15 protein-coding genes are annotated in these 13,137 nt (G+C 63.3%); 11 read left to right on the top strand and 4 right to left on the bottom strand.

What is annotated here, in order from left to right:
• Window position 1 precedes the first annotated feature (1 nt).
• The 5 genes from ACZYR5_RS18485 to ACZYR5_RS18465 all read left to right on the top strand — a co-directional run bounded on the left by ACZYR5_RS18485 (window position 2) and on the right by ACZYR5_RS18465 (window position 3,447).
• Window positions 2-301, top strand: coding sequence for a YciI family protein (locus ACZYR5_RS18485; RefSeq protein ID WP_489090939.1), 300 nt, complete (start codon window positions 2-4; stop codon window positions 299-301).
• A 105-nt stretch (window positions 302-406) separates the two neighbouring features.
• A complete protein-coding gene (locus ACZYR5_RS18480; protein ID WP_489090938.1) occupies window positions 407-793 on the top strand; it encodes an SH3 domain-containing protein in 387 nt (128 codons plus the stop codon).
• A 7-nt stretch (window positions 794-800) separates the two neighbouring features.
• Window positions 801-1,478 (top strand): response regulator transcription factor, encoded by a 678-nt coding sequence (locus tag ACZYR5_RS18475; RefSeq protein ID WP_489090937.1) that lies wholly within the window; start codon window positions 801-803, stop codon window positions 1,476-1,478.
• Between the two features lie 121 nt (window positions 1,479-1,599).
• Complete coding sequence (locus ACZYR5_RS18470) at window positions 1,600-2,043, top strand: Spy/CpxP family protein refolding chaperone (protein WP_489090936.1); 444 nt, start codon at window positions 1,600-1,602, stop codon at window positions 2,041-2,043.
• A gap of 66 nt (window positions 2,044-2,109) precedes the next feature.
• Window positions 2,110-3,447, top strand: coding sequence for a sensor histidine kinase (locus ACZYR5_RS18465; protein ID WP_489090935.1), 1,338 nt, complete (start codon window positions 2,110-2,112; stop codon window positions 3,445-3,447).
• Between the two features lie 9 nt (window positions 3,448-3,456).
• Here ACZYR5_RS18465 and ACZYR5_RS18460 read toward each other — a convergent pair whose 3' ends face one another.
• Window positions 3,457-4,017, bottom strand: coding sequence for an NAD(P)H nitroreductase (locus ACZYR5_RS18460; protein WP_489090934.1), 561 nt, complete (start codon window positions 4,015-4,017; stop codon window positions 3,457-3,459).
• A gap of 120 nt (window positions 4,018-4,137) precedes the next feature.
• On the opposite strand from ACZYR5_RS18460, the gene ACZYR5_RS18455 reads away from it, so the two are divergent.
• Window positions 4,138-5,592: a TrkH family potassium uptake protein gene (locus ACZYR5_RS18455; protein WP_489090933.1), complete on the top strand. Its 1,455-nt coding sequence runs from the start codon at window positions 4,138-4,140 to the stop codon at window positions 5,590-5,592.
• Here the strand turns inward: ACZYR5_RS18455 and ACZYR5_RS18450 are convergent.
• On the bottom strand, window positions 5,549-6,610 hold the full coding sequence (locus ACZYR5_RS18450; RefSeq protein WP_489090932.1) for an AraC family transcriptional regulator: 1,062 nt from the start codon (window positions 6,608-6,610) through the stop codon (window positions 5,549-5,551). The genes ACZYR5_RS18455 and ACZYR5_RS18450 overlap by 44 nt on opposite strands.
• Window positions 6,611-6,772: 162 nt before the next feature.
• Between ACZYR5_RS18450 and ACZYR5_RS18445 the strand changes: the two genes are divergently transcribed.
• Together ACZYR5_RS18445 and ACZYR5_RS18440 are read left to right on the top strand one after the other, a co-directional pair.
• A complete protein-coding gene (locus tag ACZYR5_RS18445; protein WP_489090931.1) occupies window positions 6,773-7,084 on the top strand; it encodes an Mpo1-like protein in 312 nt (103 codons plus the stop codon).
• Window positions 7,085-7,189: 105 nt separating this feature from the next.
• Window positions 7,190-7,780: an HD domain-containing protein gene (locus ACZYR5_RS18440; RefSeq protein WP_489090930.1), complete on the top strand. Its 591-nt coding sequence runs from the start codon at window positions 7,190-7,192 to the stop codon at window positions 7,778-7,780.
• Window positions 7,781-7,891: 111 nt separating this feature from the next.
• On the opposite strand, the gene ACZYR5_RS18435 is transcribed toward ACZYR5_RS18440, so the two are convergent.
• Complete coding sequence (locus tag ACZYR5_RS18435) at window positions 7,892-8,698, bottom strand: UDP-2,3-diacylglucosamine diphosphatase (protein WP_489090929.1); 807 nt, start codon at window positions 8,696-8,698, stop codon at window positions 7,892-7,894.
• 125 nt (window positions 8,699-8,823) lie between these two features.
• On the opposite strand from ACZYR5_RS18435, the gene ACZYR5_RS18430 reads away from it, so the two are divergent.
• Together ACZYR5_RS18430 and ACZYR5_RS18425 are read left to right on the top strand one after the other, a co-directional pair.
• Window positions 8,824-9,582, top strand: coding sequence for a helix-turn-helix transcriptional regulator (locus ACZYR5_RS18430; protein ID WP_489090928.1), 759 nt, complete (start codon window positions 8,824-8,826; stop codon window positions 9,580-9,582).
• 93 nt (window positions 9,583-9,675) lie between these two features.
• Window positions 9,676-10,569: a DMT family transporter gene (locus ACZYR5_RS18425; RefSeq protein ID WP_489090927.1), complete on the top strand. Its 894-nt coding sequence runs from the start codon at window positions 9,676-9,678 to the stop codon at window positions 10,567-10,569.
• A 14-nt stretch (window positions 10,570-10,583) separates the two neighbouring features.
• On the opposite strand, the gene ACZYR5_RS18420 is transcribed toward ACZYR5_RS18425, so the two are convergent.
• Entirely contained in the window at window positions 10,584-10,871 is a 288-nt protein-coding gene (locus tag ACZYR5_RS18420) for an Rdx family protein (RefSeq protein WP_489090926.1), read from the bottom strand.
• Between the two features lie 69 nt (window positions 10,872-10,940).
• On the opposite strand from ACZYR5_RS18420, the gene ACZYR5_RS18415 reads away from it, so the two are divergent.
• Entirely contained in the window at window positions 10,941-13,130 is a 2,190-nt protein-coding gene (locus ACZYR5_RS18415; RefSeq protein WP_489090925.1) for a patatin-like phospholipase family protein, read from the top strand.
• Window positions 13,131-13,137 lie beyond the last annotated feature (7 nt).

Below are 13,137 nucleotides of genomic sequence, written 5' to 3'. Positions count from 1 at the left end.
CATGCTTTACGCAATCATTGCCACAGACGTCGCCAACTCCCTGGATGCCCGCCTGGCTGCACGCCCTGCCCACCTCGAGCGCCTGCAGCAACTCAAGGCCGAAGGCCGCGTGGTGCTGGCCGGTCCACACCCGGCGGTCGACAGCAATGACCCGGGCGCCGCTGGTTTCACAGGCAGCCTGATCGTCGCCGAGTTCGCCTCCCTCGAAGCAGCCAAGAGCTGGGCCGACGCCGACCCGTACATCGCCGCCGGCGTCTACGCCAACGTGATCGTCAAGCCGTTCAAGCAAGTCCTTCCTTGATTGACCCGCGCGGTGAACCTTCGGTTCATCGCGCACTCCATTACTCATCCTTCTTACATAACGGCCGACAACCTGACCAACATTCGTTTGGAATCAGGAGTTGCGATGCGTCAGGGTCCGTTGTGTCTGCTGTTGCTCACATTGTCGATCGGAAGCCCCGCGCATGGCGATCAGGTGCCTGATCCCGCCGTCGAACGGCAGATTGTCGAACTGCAGCAGCGCTTGAAGGACAGCGAGCAACAACGCGAAACGTTGCTTCAACAACTGCAGACTGCCGATAGCACGCGCGAGAGCGCCGTACTGGGCCGCCTGCGCCAGGACAACCAACGACTCAAGCTGCAACTGCGCGAGGCCCAGGCCAGTACCACGCCGCGCTGGCTGACCGAGCAGCAACAATGGTTCGTCACCGGTGCGGGAGTCGCGCTATTGGCCCTGCTCTGCGGTATCTTTGCCAGTGGCGGACACCGTCGACGTCGACAATGGCTAAATTGAGTGAGTCATGAGCGAGCTGTTACTGATTGATGATGACCAGGAGCTCTGTGAGCTGCTGGGGAGCTGGTTGAGCCAGGAAGGCTTTGTGGTGCACGCTTGCCACGATGGCAGCAGCGCGCGGCGTGCGCTGGCCGATTCGGCGCCGGCGGCCGTGGTGCTCGACGTGATGCTGCCAGATGGCAGCGGCCTGGAACTGCTCAAGCAACTGCGCAACGACCATCCCGACTTGCCGGTGCTGATGCTGTCAGCCCGTGGCGAACCGCTGGACCGGATTCTCGGCCTGGAACTGGGCGCCGACGATTACCTGGCCAAACCTTGCGACCCCCGTGAGCTGACCGCACGCCTGCGCGCGGTGTTGCGCCGCAGTCACCCGGCCGCCGCCCCGAGCCAGATGGAACTGGGCGACCTGTGTTTCAGCCCGGTGCGGGGGGTGGTCAGTATCGACGAGCAAGAGTTCACCCTGACCGTCTCCGAAAGCCGCCTGCTCGAAGCCCTGCTCAAGCAACCCGGCGAACCGCTGGATAAGCAGGAACTGGCGCAGATCGCCCTCGGTCGCAAACTGACCCTGTACGACCGCAGTCTCGACATGCACGTCAGCAACCTGCGCAAGAAGATCGGCCCGCACCCCGACGGCCGTCCGCGGATCGTTGCCTTGCGCAGCCGTGGGTATTATTACAGCCTCTGATGTCAGCCTCGATGCTGAACGTCTTTACCCAAGCTTTACGCTTGGCTGACAGCAGCTGACCTTGATCCCGGTAATCTGAACTCATCCGGAACACACCGGGAACGAGACAAGGAGATACACCATGCGCAAGACTCTTATCGCTCTGATGTTCGCTGCTGCCCTGCCCACCGTCGCCATGGCCATGCCTGAAGGCCAGGGGCCGATGGGTCCGATGGATGGCCCGCGTCACGGCGGCCAGATGCACGAACACGGTAAGGGCCCTTACAGCCAACTGGACCTGAGCCGCGAACAGCGCGAGCAGATCCGCAAGATCATGGGCGAACAGATGCACGACCGTAAGCAACTGGTCGACAAGTACCTGGAAAAACTGCCGCCAGCCGAACAGAAGGCCATGCAAGACGAAATGGCTGCCAGTAAGCAGAAAGCCGAAGCCGACGTCCGCGCCCTGCTCAAGCCTGACCAGCAGAAGAAGTTCGACGAGATCCAGAAACAACGCGCCGAACGCAAGGCCGAATGGCAGCAGTTCCAGGCCTGGAAAGCCCAGCAACCGCAAAAAGCGCAATAATCTCCAGACGCTACTCCCCAGCCCAATGGCCAACACCATTGGGCTTTCCTTGTTTGAGGGTTTCCCGTGCGTTCATTGTTCTGGCGCATCCTCGCCAGTTTCTGGCTGGCCATCGCCCTGGTTGCAGGGCTGTCGATCCTGATGGGGCACATGCTCAACCAGGACGCCTGGATTCTCAGCCGCCACCCCGGCCTCAATACCCTGGCGCAACAGTGGACCGAGCGCTACGAGGAAAACGGCGAAGATGCGGCGCAAGCGCTGCTGGAAAAACGCAAGCGGCGCTATCACATCGACGTCCAGGTGCTCAATGAAAGCGGCGACCCGGTGGTGCGCGGCACCTTCCCCAAGCGTGCCGCAGCCTTTGAAGCCCGGCAGAACGACAGCAACGACCGGCACCTGCCATGGCGGCGCCTGACCGATGAATACACCAGCCCGAAAACCGGCGAAACCTACTTGCTGATCTACCGCATTCCCCACCCGGAACTCGATGCCTGGCACCGTGAAAGCCTGCTTTGGCCCTTGAGTGCGCTGGGCATCGCGCTGGTGGTCCTGACCTTGTTCAGCCTGCTGGTGACGCTGTCCATCACCCGCCCGCTGAGCCGTTTGCGCGGCGCCGTGCATGACCTCGGGCAAACCACCTACCAGCAGAACAGCCTGGCGCGCCTGGCCAACCGCCGCGACGAATTTGGCGTGCTGGCCAACGATTTCAACCGCATGGGCGCGCGCCTGCAAAGTCTGATCGGCAGCCAGCGGCAACTGCTGCGCGATGTCTCCCATGAACTGCGCTCGCCCCTGGCGCGCCTGCGTATTGCCCTGGCCCTGGCCGAACGGGCCAGCCCCGAAGAGCGGGAAAAACTCTGGCCACGCCTGACCCGCGAGTGCGACCGCCTGGAAGCGTTGATCAGCGAGATTCTGGTGTTGGCACGGGTGGACGCCGATAACGCCAGTGCCGAAGCAGTGGATATCAATGCACTGCTGAGCAGCGTGCAGAAGGACGCGGGGATGGCCGCACCGGAGCAGCAGATCGAACTCCAGGCCGAACAGAACCTGCACCTCAAGGGTTGGCCGACCATGCTCGAACGCGCCCTCGACAACCTGCTGCGCAACGCCCAACGCTTCAACCCGTCCGGCCAAGCCATCGAAGTCCTGGCCTTGCGCCAGGGCGAACGCATCGTCATCAGCGTGCGCGATCACGGCCCCGGCGTCGAGGCCGAACACCTGCCGCAATTAGGCGAGCCGTTCTTCCGTGCACCTGGCCAGAGCGCCGCCGGGCATGGCCTGGGTCTGGCCATCGCACGGCGTGCTGCGGAGCGTCATGGCGGCAGCCTGGTGCTGGGCAATCATCCAGAGGGCGGGTTTGTTGCCAGCCTGGAGTTGCCGTTGGAGCCGGGGGTTGTGGGGTAGCCGGGAGCGTTATCGCGACCAGGCGCTGACAAACTCCGCCAGATCCACCTTCTCGGCCACCCGCGGTTCTTTCTGCGGGGTGCCCAGGTAAAGGAACGCAATCACCTCCTCCCCCTCCGCCAGGCCCAGGCCCTGAGCCACCTGCGGCGAATACGCCAACTCACCGGTGCGCCACACCGCGCCGATGCCCTGGGCATAGGCCGCCAGCAAAATACCGTGGGCCGCGCAGCCCGCGGCCAGCAATTGCTCGGATTTCGGATACTTGACGTGATCCTGCAACTTCGCGATCACCACCACTACCAGCGGTGCGCGCAATGGGCCGTTGCGCGCCTTGTCGACCACCGCCTGCGGTGCCTCGGCATCCTGTGCCAATGCGGCCTGGGCGAGGATCTCTCCCAGTTGCTCGCGCGCCTGCCCTTCCACCGTCAAAAAGCGCCACGGCTGCAGATGGCCGTGATCCGGCGCACGCATGGCCGCGGCAAACAGCACCTCGCGCTGTTCAGCGGTGGGTGCCGGGTCCAGCAAACGGGGAACGGAAACTCGGTTGAGCAAAGCGTCGAGAGCCTGCATCGGCCACCTCCTGAAAAAATGTTTGGCTATTCTAGCGGTAACTGCCACTGGCATGCCGGTTTACATAGCCCGCCTCGCGGGTAGAATGGCGCCCTTCTCACATCAGCCCGAGCGGACTTCATGGCGTTGCCGACCCTGCGGATCATTGGTTTCATCATCGGCATCTTCCTGATCACCCTGTCCGTCAGCATGGTGGTGCCGATGGCGACGCTGGTGATCTACGAGCGCACCAGCGACCTGCCGTCATTCCTCTGGTCGAGCATGATCACCTTCCTCGCCGGCCTGGCCCTGGTCATTCCCGGGCGCCCGGAACACGTGCACCTGCGCCCGCGGGACATGTACCTACTTACAGTAACAAGCTGGGTGGTGGTGTGCATTTTCGCCGCACTGCCGTTCCTGCTGACCCAGCACATCAGCTACACCGACTCGTTTTTCGAAAGCATGTCCGGCATCACCGCCACCGGCTCCACCGTGCTCAGCGGGCTGGACACCATGTCGCCAGGCATCCTGATATGGCGCTCGCTGCTGCACTGGCTCGGCGGCATCGGCTTCATCGGCATGGCGGTGGCGATCCTGCCGTTGCTGCGCATCGGTGGCATGCGCCTGTTCCAGACCGAGTCCTCGGACCGCTCGGAAAAGGTCATGCCGCGCTCGCACATGGTGGCGCGGCTGATCGTCGCCGCGTATGTGGGGATCACCATCCTCGGCAGCCTGGCGTTCTGGTGGGCCGGGATGAGCCCGTTCGACGCGATCAACCACGCCATGTCGGCGATTTCCACCGGCGGCTTCTCCACCTCCGACCAGTCCCTGGCCAAATGGACCGAGCCGGCGGTGCATTGGGTCGCCGTGGTGGTGATGATTCTCGGCAGCCTGCCCTTCACCCTGTACGTGGCGACGCTGCGTGGCAATCGCCGGGCACTGATCAAGGATCAGCAGGTGCAGGGCTTGATCGGCATGCTGCTGGTCACCTGGCTGGTGCTCGGCACCTGGTACTGGTGGACCACCAAGCTGCACTGGCTGGAAGCGCTGCGGCATGTCGCGCTGAACGTGACCTCGGTGGTCACCACCACCGGCTTCGCGCTGGGGGACTACAGCCTGTGGGGCAATTTCTCGCTGATGCTGTTCTTCTACCTAGGTTTTGTTGGCGGCTGCTCCGGCTCGACCGCTGGCGGGATCAAGATTTTCCGTTTCCAGGTCGCCTACATCCTGCTCAAGGCCAACCTTAACCAGCTGATTCACCCACGGGCGGTCATCAAGCAGAAATACAACGGTCACCGCCTCGACGAGGAGATCGTGCGTTCGATCCTGACCTTTTCGTTCTTCTTTGCCATCACCATTTGCGTGATCGCCCTGCTGCTGTCGCTGTTGGGCGTCGACTGGATGACCGCGCTGACCGGCGCCGCCAGTACCGTTTCCGGCGTGGGTCCGGGGCTGGGCGAGACCATTGGCCCGGCCGGCAACTTCGCCAGCCTGCCGGATGCCGCCAAATGGATCCTGTCGGTGGGCATGCTGCTCGGGCGCCTGGAGATCATTACCGTGTTTGTGTTGTGTATTCCGGCGTTTTGGCGTCACTGACCGCCGCAGGTGCTTCCAGCAACCGCAAGCGGTATTCGCCGGGGGTGACGTCGAACCAGCGGCGGAACGCGCGGAAGAAGTTGCTCGGATCGGCAAACCCCAGCAGGTAGGCAATTTCCAGCAGGGTCATGCTCGGTTGCGCCAGGTACTGCTCGGCCAGTTCGCGGCGGGTGTCATCGAGCAGGGTCTGGAAACTGGTGCCCTCTTCCTGCAAGCGGCGCTGCAGGGTGCGCTGCGACAGGTGCAGGGTTTGCGCCACGGCGTCGCGTTTCGGTTCGCCCTGAGGCAACAACCGACACAATACCTGGCGCGCCTTGTGGGTCACCCGGCTTTCCGAGAAGCGCGCCAGGTACTCACCGGCAAAGCGGTCGTGCAGCAACGCCATGGCCTCGTTGGCCGTGGGCAGCGGCGCCTCCATGTCGGCCCGCTCGAAGATCAACGCGTCGTACGGTGCATTGAACTCCAGCGGCGCGTGGAAGGCTTGCTTGTAGGGTTCGAGGTCGAGGGGTTGCGCGCCCTGGACCAGCACCTTGCGCGGCTGCAAAGTGCGCCCGGTCAACCAGCCACACAGGCCCAGCGCACAGGCCAGCGAGGCCTCGGCGCTTTGTCGGGTGGGGGGCAGATGGTCGCCGTGCACGGTCAGGATCAGCGCATAACCTTCCGGCAACAGGCGAAAGCTCAGGTCGGCACTTTCGGCGATGATCCGCTGATAACGCACCAGGCGCTGGAAGCCTTCGGCCAGAGTCTGGCTGGACATCAGGGCGTAGCCGGCGACATGAAAAGAGGCCGGGCGTACCACCTTGCCCATGTTCAGACCAATCGCCGGATTGCCCGACACCTCCACCGCCAACTGCCAGAGCCGGGTCATGGAATCCTGCGGGAAGCGCGCATCCGGATCGTCCAGCGCCCCATAGTCCAGCCCCAACTGGTTGAACAGCACCCGGCAATCCAGGCCGTCCATTTCCAGTGCCTTGACAATCCCCATTGCCCAACTTGCAGAAGTCGTTCGTTCGCTCATGGCGTTTTCTTAGTTGATGACTCGCGATTGACGGCCAATTTCCCAAGGATACTAAAGTGGCGCCTATTGTCACTGGCCGTTGCCAATGATCACTCTAGACTCAAATAAGCTGCCCGTAGAACATCCGACCAGCAGAACAATAAAACCAGAGAGATTGCAGTTGTGGAAAACGTCCGACGTTTCAACAGTTTCGCCGAGTTTTATCCGTACTACCTGGCCGAGCACAGCAACAGTGTGTGCCGACGACTGCACTTTATCGGTACCACCCTGGTGATTTTCATCCTCGCCATGGCCATTGCCAAAGGCTCCATGCTGCTGTTACTGGCCTTGCCGATCGCCGGGTACGGCTTTGCCTGGGTCGGGCACTTCTTCTATGAGCGAAACCGCCCCGCCACCTTCCAGCACCCGCTCTACAGCCTGCTCGGCGACTTCGTCATGTACCGCGACATGATCCTTGGCAAGGTGCCGTTCTAACGCGCGGCCCGCCAGGCCATCAAGCCGTCCCGTGGGGCCACTGCGCTGTGGCATCCAGGCTTTAGACTCAGACCCATCCTGCTGAAAACACTGAAAGGATAGCCGATGAACGCGCACGCCCGTTTCACCCACATGAAGGACGGTACGCAAGAGGACTGGGACATCATCGCCGCTGACTTCAGTGCCTACGCCAGGCAGTTACCGGCGCGGATCGTCGCGCACCTGAAATTGCTCGAAGGGGATTTTGGCGGCTTCCCGGTGGATCGCCTGACCCACTCCCTGCAAACCGCCAGCCGCGCCTGGCGTGATGGTCGCGACGAGGAGTACGTGGTCTGTGCCTTGCTGCACGACATCGGCGACACCCTGGGCAGCTACAACCATCCGGACATCGCCGCGGCCATTCTCAAGCCCTTTGTCAGCGCGCAGAACCTGTGGATGGTGGAGAAACACGGGATTTTCCAGGGCTACTATTTCTTCCATCACCTGGGCATGGACCGGCACCTGCGCGAGCAATTCAGTGAACATCCGCAGTACCGCGAGACCATCGAGTTCTGCGCCAAATATGATGCGGCGGCGTTCGATCCTGACTACGACACCCTGCCCTTGAGTTTTTTCGAGCCGATGATGGAGCGGTTGTTCAGTCAGCCGAAGAATTCGATTTATACAGCGGCGATGGAGCAGTATGCACCGGCTTGAAGGCCTGTAGGAGCTGGCCCGTAGGAGCTGGCTTGCCAGCGAAAGCGTCCTTACTGTCTATGCAAAACTTGCGACCGCCTTCGCCGGCAAGCCGGCTCCTACAATAGACATTCAAACAGCCTCCGCCACTTTCATCTGCGCCGCCAACGCCTGCGCATCCGCCAACCGGTACAACTCGATCGTGCCGTCCCAGTGCTCGATCAATGCAGTACAGGATTCCACCCAATCCCCGCAATTGAGGTAATCCACCCCGCCGACCTTGCGGATTTCCGCGTGGTGGATGTGCCCGCAGACCACGCCGTGCAGCTCACGCTTGACGCATTCGTGGGCGATCGCTTCTTCGAAATCGCTGATGAAGCTGACGGCGGTCTTGACCTTGTGCTTGAGGTAGGCCGACAGCGACCAGTAGCCGTAGCCATAACGGGCGCGCCAATGATTGAGCCAGCGGTTGAGGGTCAGGGTGAATTCGTAGGCCGAGTCGCCGAGAAAGGCCAGCCAGCGGTGGTATCGGGTGATCACGTCGAACTGGTCACCGTGGATCACCAGCAGCTGCCGGCCGTCGGCGGTGACGTGCACGGCCTCGTCCACCAGTTGGATGTTGCCGAGGATCAGCTTCGAATAACGGCGCAGGAATTCGTCATGGTTGCCGGTGACGTAGATCACCTCGGTGCCGCGCTTGCTCATGGTCAGCAGCCGGCGGATCACGTTGGTGTGGGCCTGGGGCCAATACATGCCGCTGCGCAGTTTCCAGCCGTCGATAATGTCGCCCACCAGGTAGACCTTGTCGGCCTGATAGCCCTTGAGAAAGTGCGAGAGATGCTCGGCCTGGCAATCCCGGGTGCCCAGGTGCACGTCGGAAATCCATAAAGTGCGCACCCGTTGCTTGCGGCTGGGCCTGGTGAGTTCAGCACTGGTCATGGGCAATCCCCGGCAGATTTTCCGCCAGCTTGCGCCGCAGCGATTAATAGCCCATGACATAAATGCGGCAGTCCGATGACAGCCCTGCAGGCGGTGTAGACTGTCGGTCTGCCGAGGACCACACGATGCGCCCGATACTCACCCTGCGCCAATACAGCCACGACCTGATCGTCCACAGCCACGACCACGCCCAATTGGTGTTCGGCCTGTCGGGCGCGCTGGACTTCGAGGTCGACGGGCATGGCAGCCAGGTGCTGCAACAGAGCTTCGTGGTGGTGCCCGCCGGCGCCCATCACGCCTGCGGCAGTCCGCATGGCAGCCGTTGCCTGGTGCTCGACGTGCCAAGCGATCAGTGGGTGGGCCAGTCGCTGGGCGAACACGCCGAGGCCAGTCGACACCTGCTCGACACCCCCGGGCGGCTGCCGCTGGATGCCGGGCAGAGCCAGTTGGTCAGTTGGCTGGCCAGCAGCCCGGTGCAGGATCCGCTGATTGCCCAACAAGGCGCCGTGCTGTTGCTGGCCAGCCTCAACAATGTCGCGCCGCAGCACCTTGGCGGGCGCCGCCTGCCCTACGCTGCGCTGAATGCGCACATCGATCAATACGCCGCCTACCCGCTGCAAGTCGCCGACCTGGCGCAGGTCGCCGGTTTGTCCACGGCCCGCCTGCATGCACGCTTCGTCGCCGAGTGCGGGCAGACGCCGATGGACTACATCCGCAGCCGACGCCTGCACCTGGCGGTGAAGATGCTGCGCGAAACGCCGCTGCCCATCGGCGAAGTGGCCTGCCGCGTCGGCTATAGCTCGCAAAGTGCCTTCAGCGCCGCGGTGCAGCGCGAGTTCGGTGCCTCGCCGGGCAGCCTGCGCCGCGCGGCGAACCCACAATAGACCGGCGCTAAAAGACGCGAGTCTGGCGACAGACACTCAACCGCCGCCCCAGTAAAGTGAACGCCTGTCTGTTTTTTCATCTCAAGGATTGCAATGACTCCGCGTTCCGCCCTTGGCGCCCTGCATATCGGTGCACTGATGTTTGGCCTGACCGGGGTGTTCGGCAAACTCGCCGCCGCCTCCCCCGCCATCATCGTCTTCGGCCGCGCCGCCTTCGCCGTGCTCGCCCTGGCCTGCTTCGCGCGGCTTTCCCGCAGCAGCACCTGGCACCGCCTGGACGCCCGCGACCTGCGTCGCCTGCTGCTCGGCGGCCTGCTACTGGCCGGGCACTGGGTGAGCTTTTTCATCGCGGTGAAAGTCGCCGGCGTGGCCATTGCGACCCTGGGTTTTGCCAGTTTCCCGGCATTTACGGTGATCCTCGAGGGCCTGATTTTCCGCGAGCGGATTCGCCTCAACGAGATCGTCCTGGTGGTGCTGGTGAGCATTGGCCTGGTACTGGTAACGCCGGCCTTCGACCTCGCGAGCGAGGCCACCACCGGGCTGTTCTGGGCGGTGGGCTCCGGCCTGCTGTTCTCGTTGCTGTCGCTGACCAACCGGGCCAGTTCGGGGCGAATTCCCGCGGTGCAGGCCGCGCTGTGCCAGAACGTGGTGGTTGCCCTGTGCCTGTTGCCGGTGGCAGCACCGGGCCTGAGCGAAGTGCGTGCACTCGACTGGTTGTGGATCGCCCTGCTCGGCATCTTCTGCACCGGTCTGGCCCACAGCCTGTTCGTCGCCAGCCTGGCGGTGATCAAGGCGCGCACGGCGGCGGTGGTGTTCGCCCTGGAGCCGGTCTACGGGATCACGGTGGCCTGGCTGCTGTTTGGCGAAACCCCGACCCTGCGCATGCTGCTCGGGGGCGCGTTGATCATCGTCGCGATTGTCGTCGCCAGCAGCCTGGGCAACCGCGCGCCCGGCAACAAACCCACGGTCGCGGCCAGCGCCCACTGAGGGTTGGCCGGGCGTTACCGGGGGCGATCGTTGTGCCCCAGGTCGCGCTGCGGATCGATCTGGTCGCGCACCCGCTGCTTGAGCACCTTGGCTTCCGGAAAACCGCCGTCGGCCTTGCGTTCCCAGAGCTGCACGCCGTCGCAGTCAATGCGGAAGATGCCGCCGGTACCGGGCACCAATGACACTTTGCCCAGGTCGTCGCTGAAGGTGCTGAGCAGTTCCTGTGCCAGCCAGGCGGCACGCAACAGCCATTGGCACTGAGTGCAGTAGGTGATGACAATTTCCGGTTTGCTGACGGTCATGCGGGCGAGACTCCTGAGGGCGATGGCGTCGCTATAATAGCGGCCTTTGACGATCACCCGAGACTCCCGATGCGCCGCCTGCTGTCCTGCCTGTTGCTGTGTTTGTGCTCCCTGAGTGTGCTCGCCGCCGAAACGCCGCGACCGAAAGTCGGCCTGGTGCTCTCCGGTGGCGCCGCCCGCGGGCTGGCGCACATCGGTGTGCTCAAGGCGCTGGAGGAACAGGGGATCAAGATCGACGCCATTGCCGGCACCAGCATGGGTGCGGTGATCGGCGGGCTGTATGCCTCGGGGTACAAGGTCGACGAACTGGTAAAGCTCGCCCTGAAGATTGACTGGCAACAAGCCCTGTCGGATGCTCCGCCGCGCGCCGATGTGCCGTTCCGGCGCAAACAGGATGACCGCGATTTCCTGGTCAAACAGAAACTCAGCTTTCGCGACGACGGCAGCCTCGGCCTGCCGCTGGGGGTGATCCAGGGGCAAAACCTGTCGCTGCTGCTGGAAAGTCTACTGGCCCACGCCAGCGATACCCGGGATTTCGACAAGCTGCCGATCCCCTTCCGCGCCGTGGCCACCGACATCGCCAGCGGCGAAAAGGTGGTGTTTCGCAAGGGGCACCTGCCCCAGGTGATCCGCGCCAGCATGTCGATCCCGGCGGTGTTCGCCCCGGTCGAACTGGACGGCCGGCTGCTGGTGGACGGCGGCATGACCGACAACATCCCGCTGGATGTCGCGCGGGAAATGGGCGTGGACATCGCCATCGTGGTCGACATCGGCACGCCACTGCGTAGCCGCAAGCAGTTGACCACGGTGGTCGACGTACTGAACCAGTCGATCACCCTGATGACCCGGCGCAACTCCGAAGAACAACTGGCCGCCCTGCACCCCCACGATGTGCTGATCGAGCCGCCGCTGGCCAGTTTCGGCGTCACCGATTTCGGCAAGGCCGAGGAAATGATCGACGCCGGCTACCGCGCCACCCGCATCCTCGATGCCCGCCTGGCCAGCCTGCGCCCCGCCGAACCGGTGGACGCCGAACTCGACGCCGCCCGCGCCCCGGGACAGCGCACCCCGATCATCACCGCGATCAAGGTGGAAAACGATTCGAAGGTCGGTGACGACGTGATCCGCTACTACATCCGCCAGCACATCGGCGAACCGCTGGACATGGGCCGCCTGCAGACCGACATGGGCACCCTGTACGGCCTGGATTACTTCGAGCAGGTGCAATACCGCGTGGTGCACAAGGGCGATGAGCACACCCTGGTGATCCGCGCGCGAGGCAAACGCAGTGGCACCGACTACCTGCGCCTGGGCCTGAACCTCTCGGATGACATGGAAGGCGACAGCGCTTTCAACATCGGCGCCAGTTACCGCATGAACGGCATCAACCGCCTCGGCGCCGAATGGCTGACCCGCTTGCAGATCGGCGATCAGCAAGAGCTGTACACCGAGTTCTACCAGCCACTGGACGTCGGTTCGCGCTACTTCATCGCGCCCTACGCGGCGATCGAATCGCAGAATGTCGAGGCCATCCTCGACAACGACCCCGTGGCCGAGTACCGCCTGGAACGCTACGGTTTTGGTTTGAACGTCGGACGACAGATCGGCAACAGCGGCGAGATTCGCCTCGGGGTCGGCGAAGCCTGGGGCAAGGCCGATGTGCGCATCGGCGACCAGGACCTGCCCAGCGAGAGCTTCAATGAAGGCTTCTATCAGCTCAAGTATTGGTTCGATTCACTGGACAACGTCTACTTCCCCCATGCAGGCGAAGACATTGGCCTGGCGTTCCGCCAATTCGAACCGGAACTGGGTTCGGACCAGCGCTATCGACAGTGGGAATTCAAGCTGGACAAGGCGCTGAGCTTCGGCCCCGACACCTACGTCCTTGGCGGGCGATACGGACGCACCCTGGACCAGGCCAACGTGGTGACATCGAGCTTCCTGCTCGGCGGCGCGCGACAACTCTCGGGCTTTCGCGAGGATGCGATTTCCGGGCAGAACGCCAGCCTGCTACGCGCCGTGTACTACCGGCGCCTGACCCCGCGCTCCTACCTGCCGCTGGACTTCCCACTGTACGTGGGCGGCTCGCTGGAACGCGGCCGGGCGTGGAACAACGACAACGAGTTCGACAGCGGCTACATCAATGCCGCCAGTATCTTCCTCGGATTCGACACGCCGCTGGGGCCACTGAACTTCAGTTACGGCTTCAACGACGATGATCAGCAGGCGATTTACATGAACCTGGGCCAGACCTTCTAAGGCTGGC

Source organism: Pseudomonas sp. F007 (assembly GCF_057814275.1).
The sequence above is the reverse complement of the archived record's forward strand: the minus strand, read 5'-3'. Positions and strand labels throughout refer to the sequence as shown.

Excerpts from the sequence above, each read along its gene's own strand:
- ACZYR5_RS18425 (WP_489090927.1), top strand. The coding sequence starts at position 9,676 with ATGACTCCGCGTTCCGCCCTTGGCGCCCTGCATATCGGTGCACTGATG.
- ACZYR5_RS18475 (WP_489090937.1), top strand. The coding sequence starts at position 801 with ATGAGCGAGCTGTTACTGATTGATGATGACCAGGAGCTCTGTGAGCTG.
- ACZYR5_RS18420 (WP_489090926.1), bottom strand. The coding sequence starts at position 10,871 with ATGACCGTCAGCAAACCGGAAATTGTCATCACCTACTGCACTCAGTGC.
- ACZYR5_RS18430 (WP_489090928.1), top strand. The coding sequence starts at position 8,824 with ATGCGCCCGATACTCACCCTGCGCCAATACAGCCACGACCTGATCGTC.
- ACZYR5_RS18450 (WP_489090932.1), bottom strand. The coding sequence starts at position 6,610 with ATGAGCGAACGAACGACTTCTGCAAGTTGGGCAATGGGGATTGTCAAG.
- ACZYR5_RS18440 (WP_489090930.1), top strand. The coding sequence starts at position 7,190 with ATGAACGCGCACGCCCGTTTCACCCACATGAAGGACGGTACGCAAGAG.
- ACZYR5_RS18415 (WP_489090925.1), top strand. The coding sequence starts at position 10,941 with ATGCGCCGCCTGCTGTCCTGCCTGTTGCTGTGTTTGTGCTCCCTGAGT.
- ACZYR5_RS18460 (WP_489090934.1), bottom strand. The coding sequence starts at position 4,017 with ATGCAGGCTCTCGACGCTTTGCTCAACCGAGTTTCCGTTCCCCGTTTG.
- ACZYR5_RS18455 (WP_489090933.1), top strand. The coding sequence starts at position 4,138 with ATGGCGTTGCCGACCCTGCGGATCATTGGTTTCATCATCGGCATCTTC.
- ACZYR5_RS18485 (WP_489090939.1), top strand. The coding sequence starts at position 2 with ATGCTTTACGCAATCATTGCCACAGACGTCGCCAACTCCCTGGATGCC.
- ACZYR5_RS18480 (WP_489090938.1), top strand. The coding sequence starts at position 407 with ATGCGTCAGGGTCCGTTGTGTCTGCTGTTGCTCACATTGTCGATCGGA.
- ACZYR5_RS18470 (WP_489090936.1), top strand. The coding sequence starts at position 1,600 with ATGCGCAAGACTCTTATCGCTCTGATGTTCGCTGCTGCCCTGCCCACC.
- ACZYR5_RS18435 (WP_489090929.1), bottom strand. The coding sequence starts at position 8,698 with ATGACCAGTGCTGAACTCACCAGGCCCAGCCGCAAGCAACGGGTGCGC.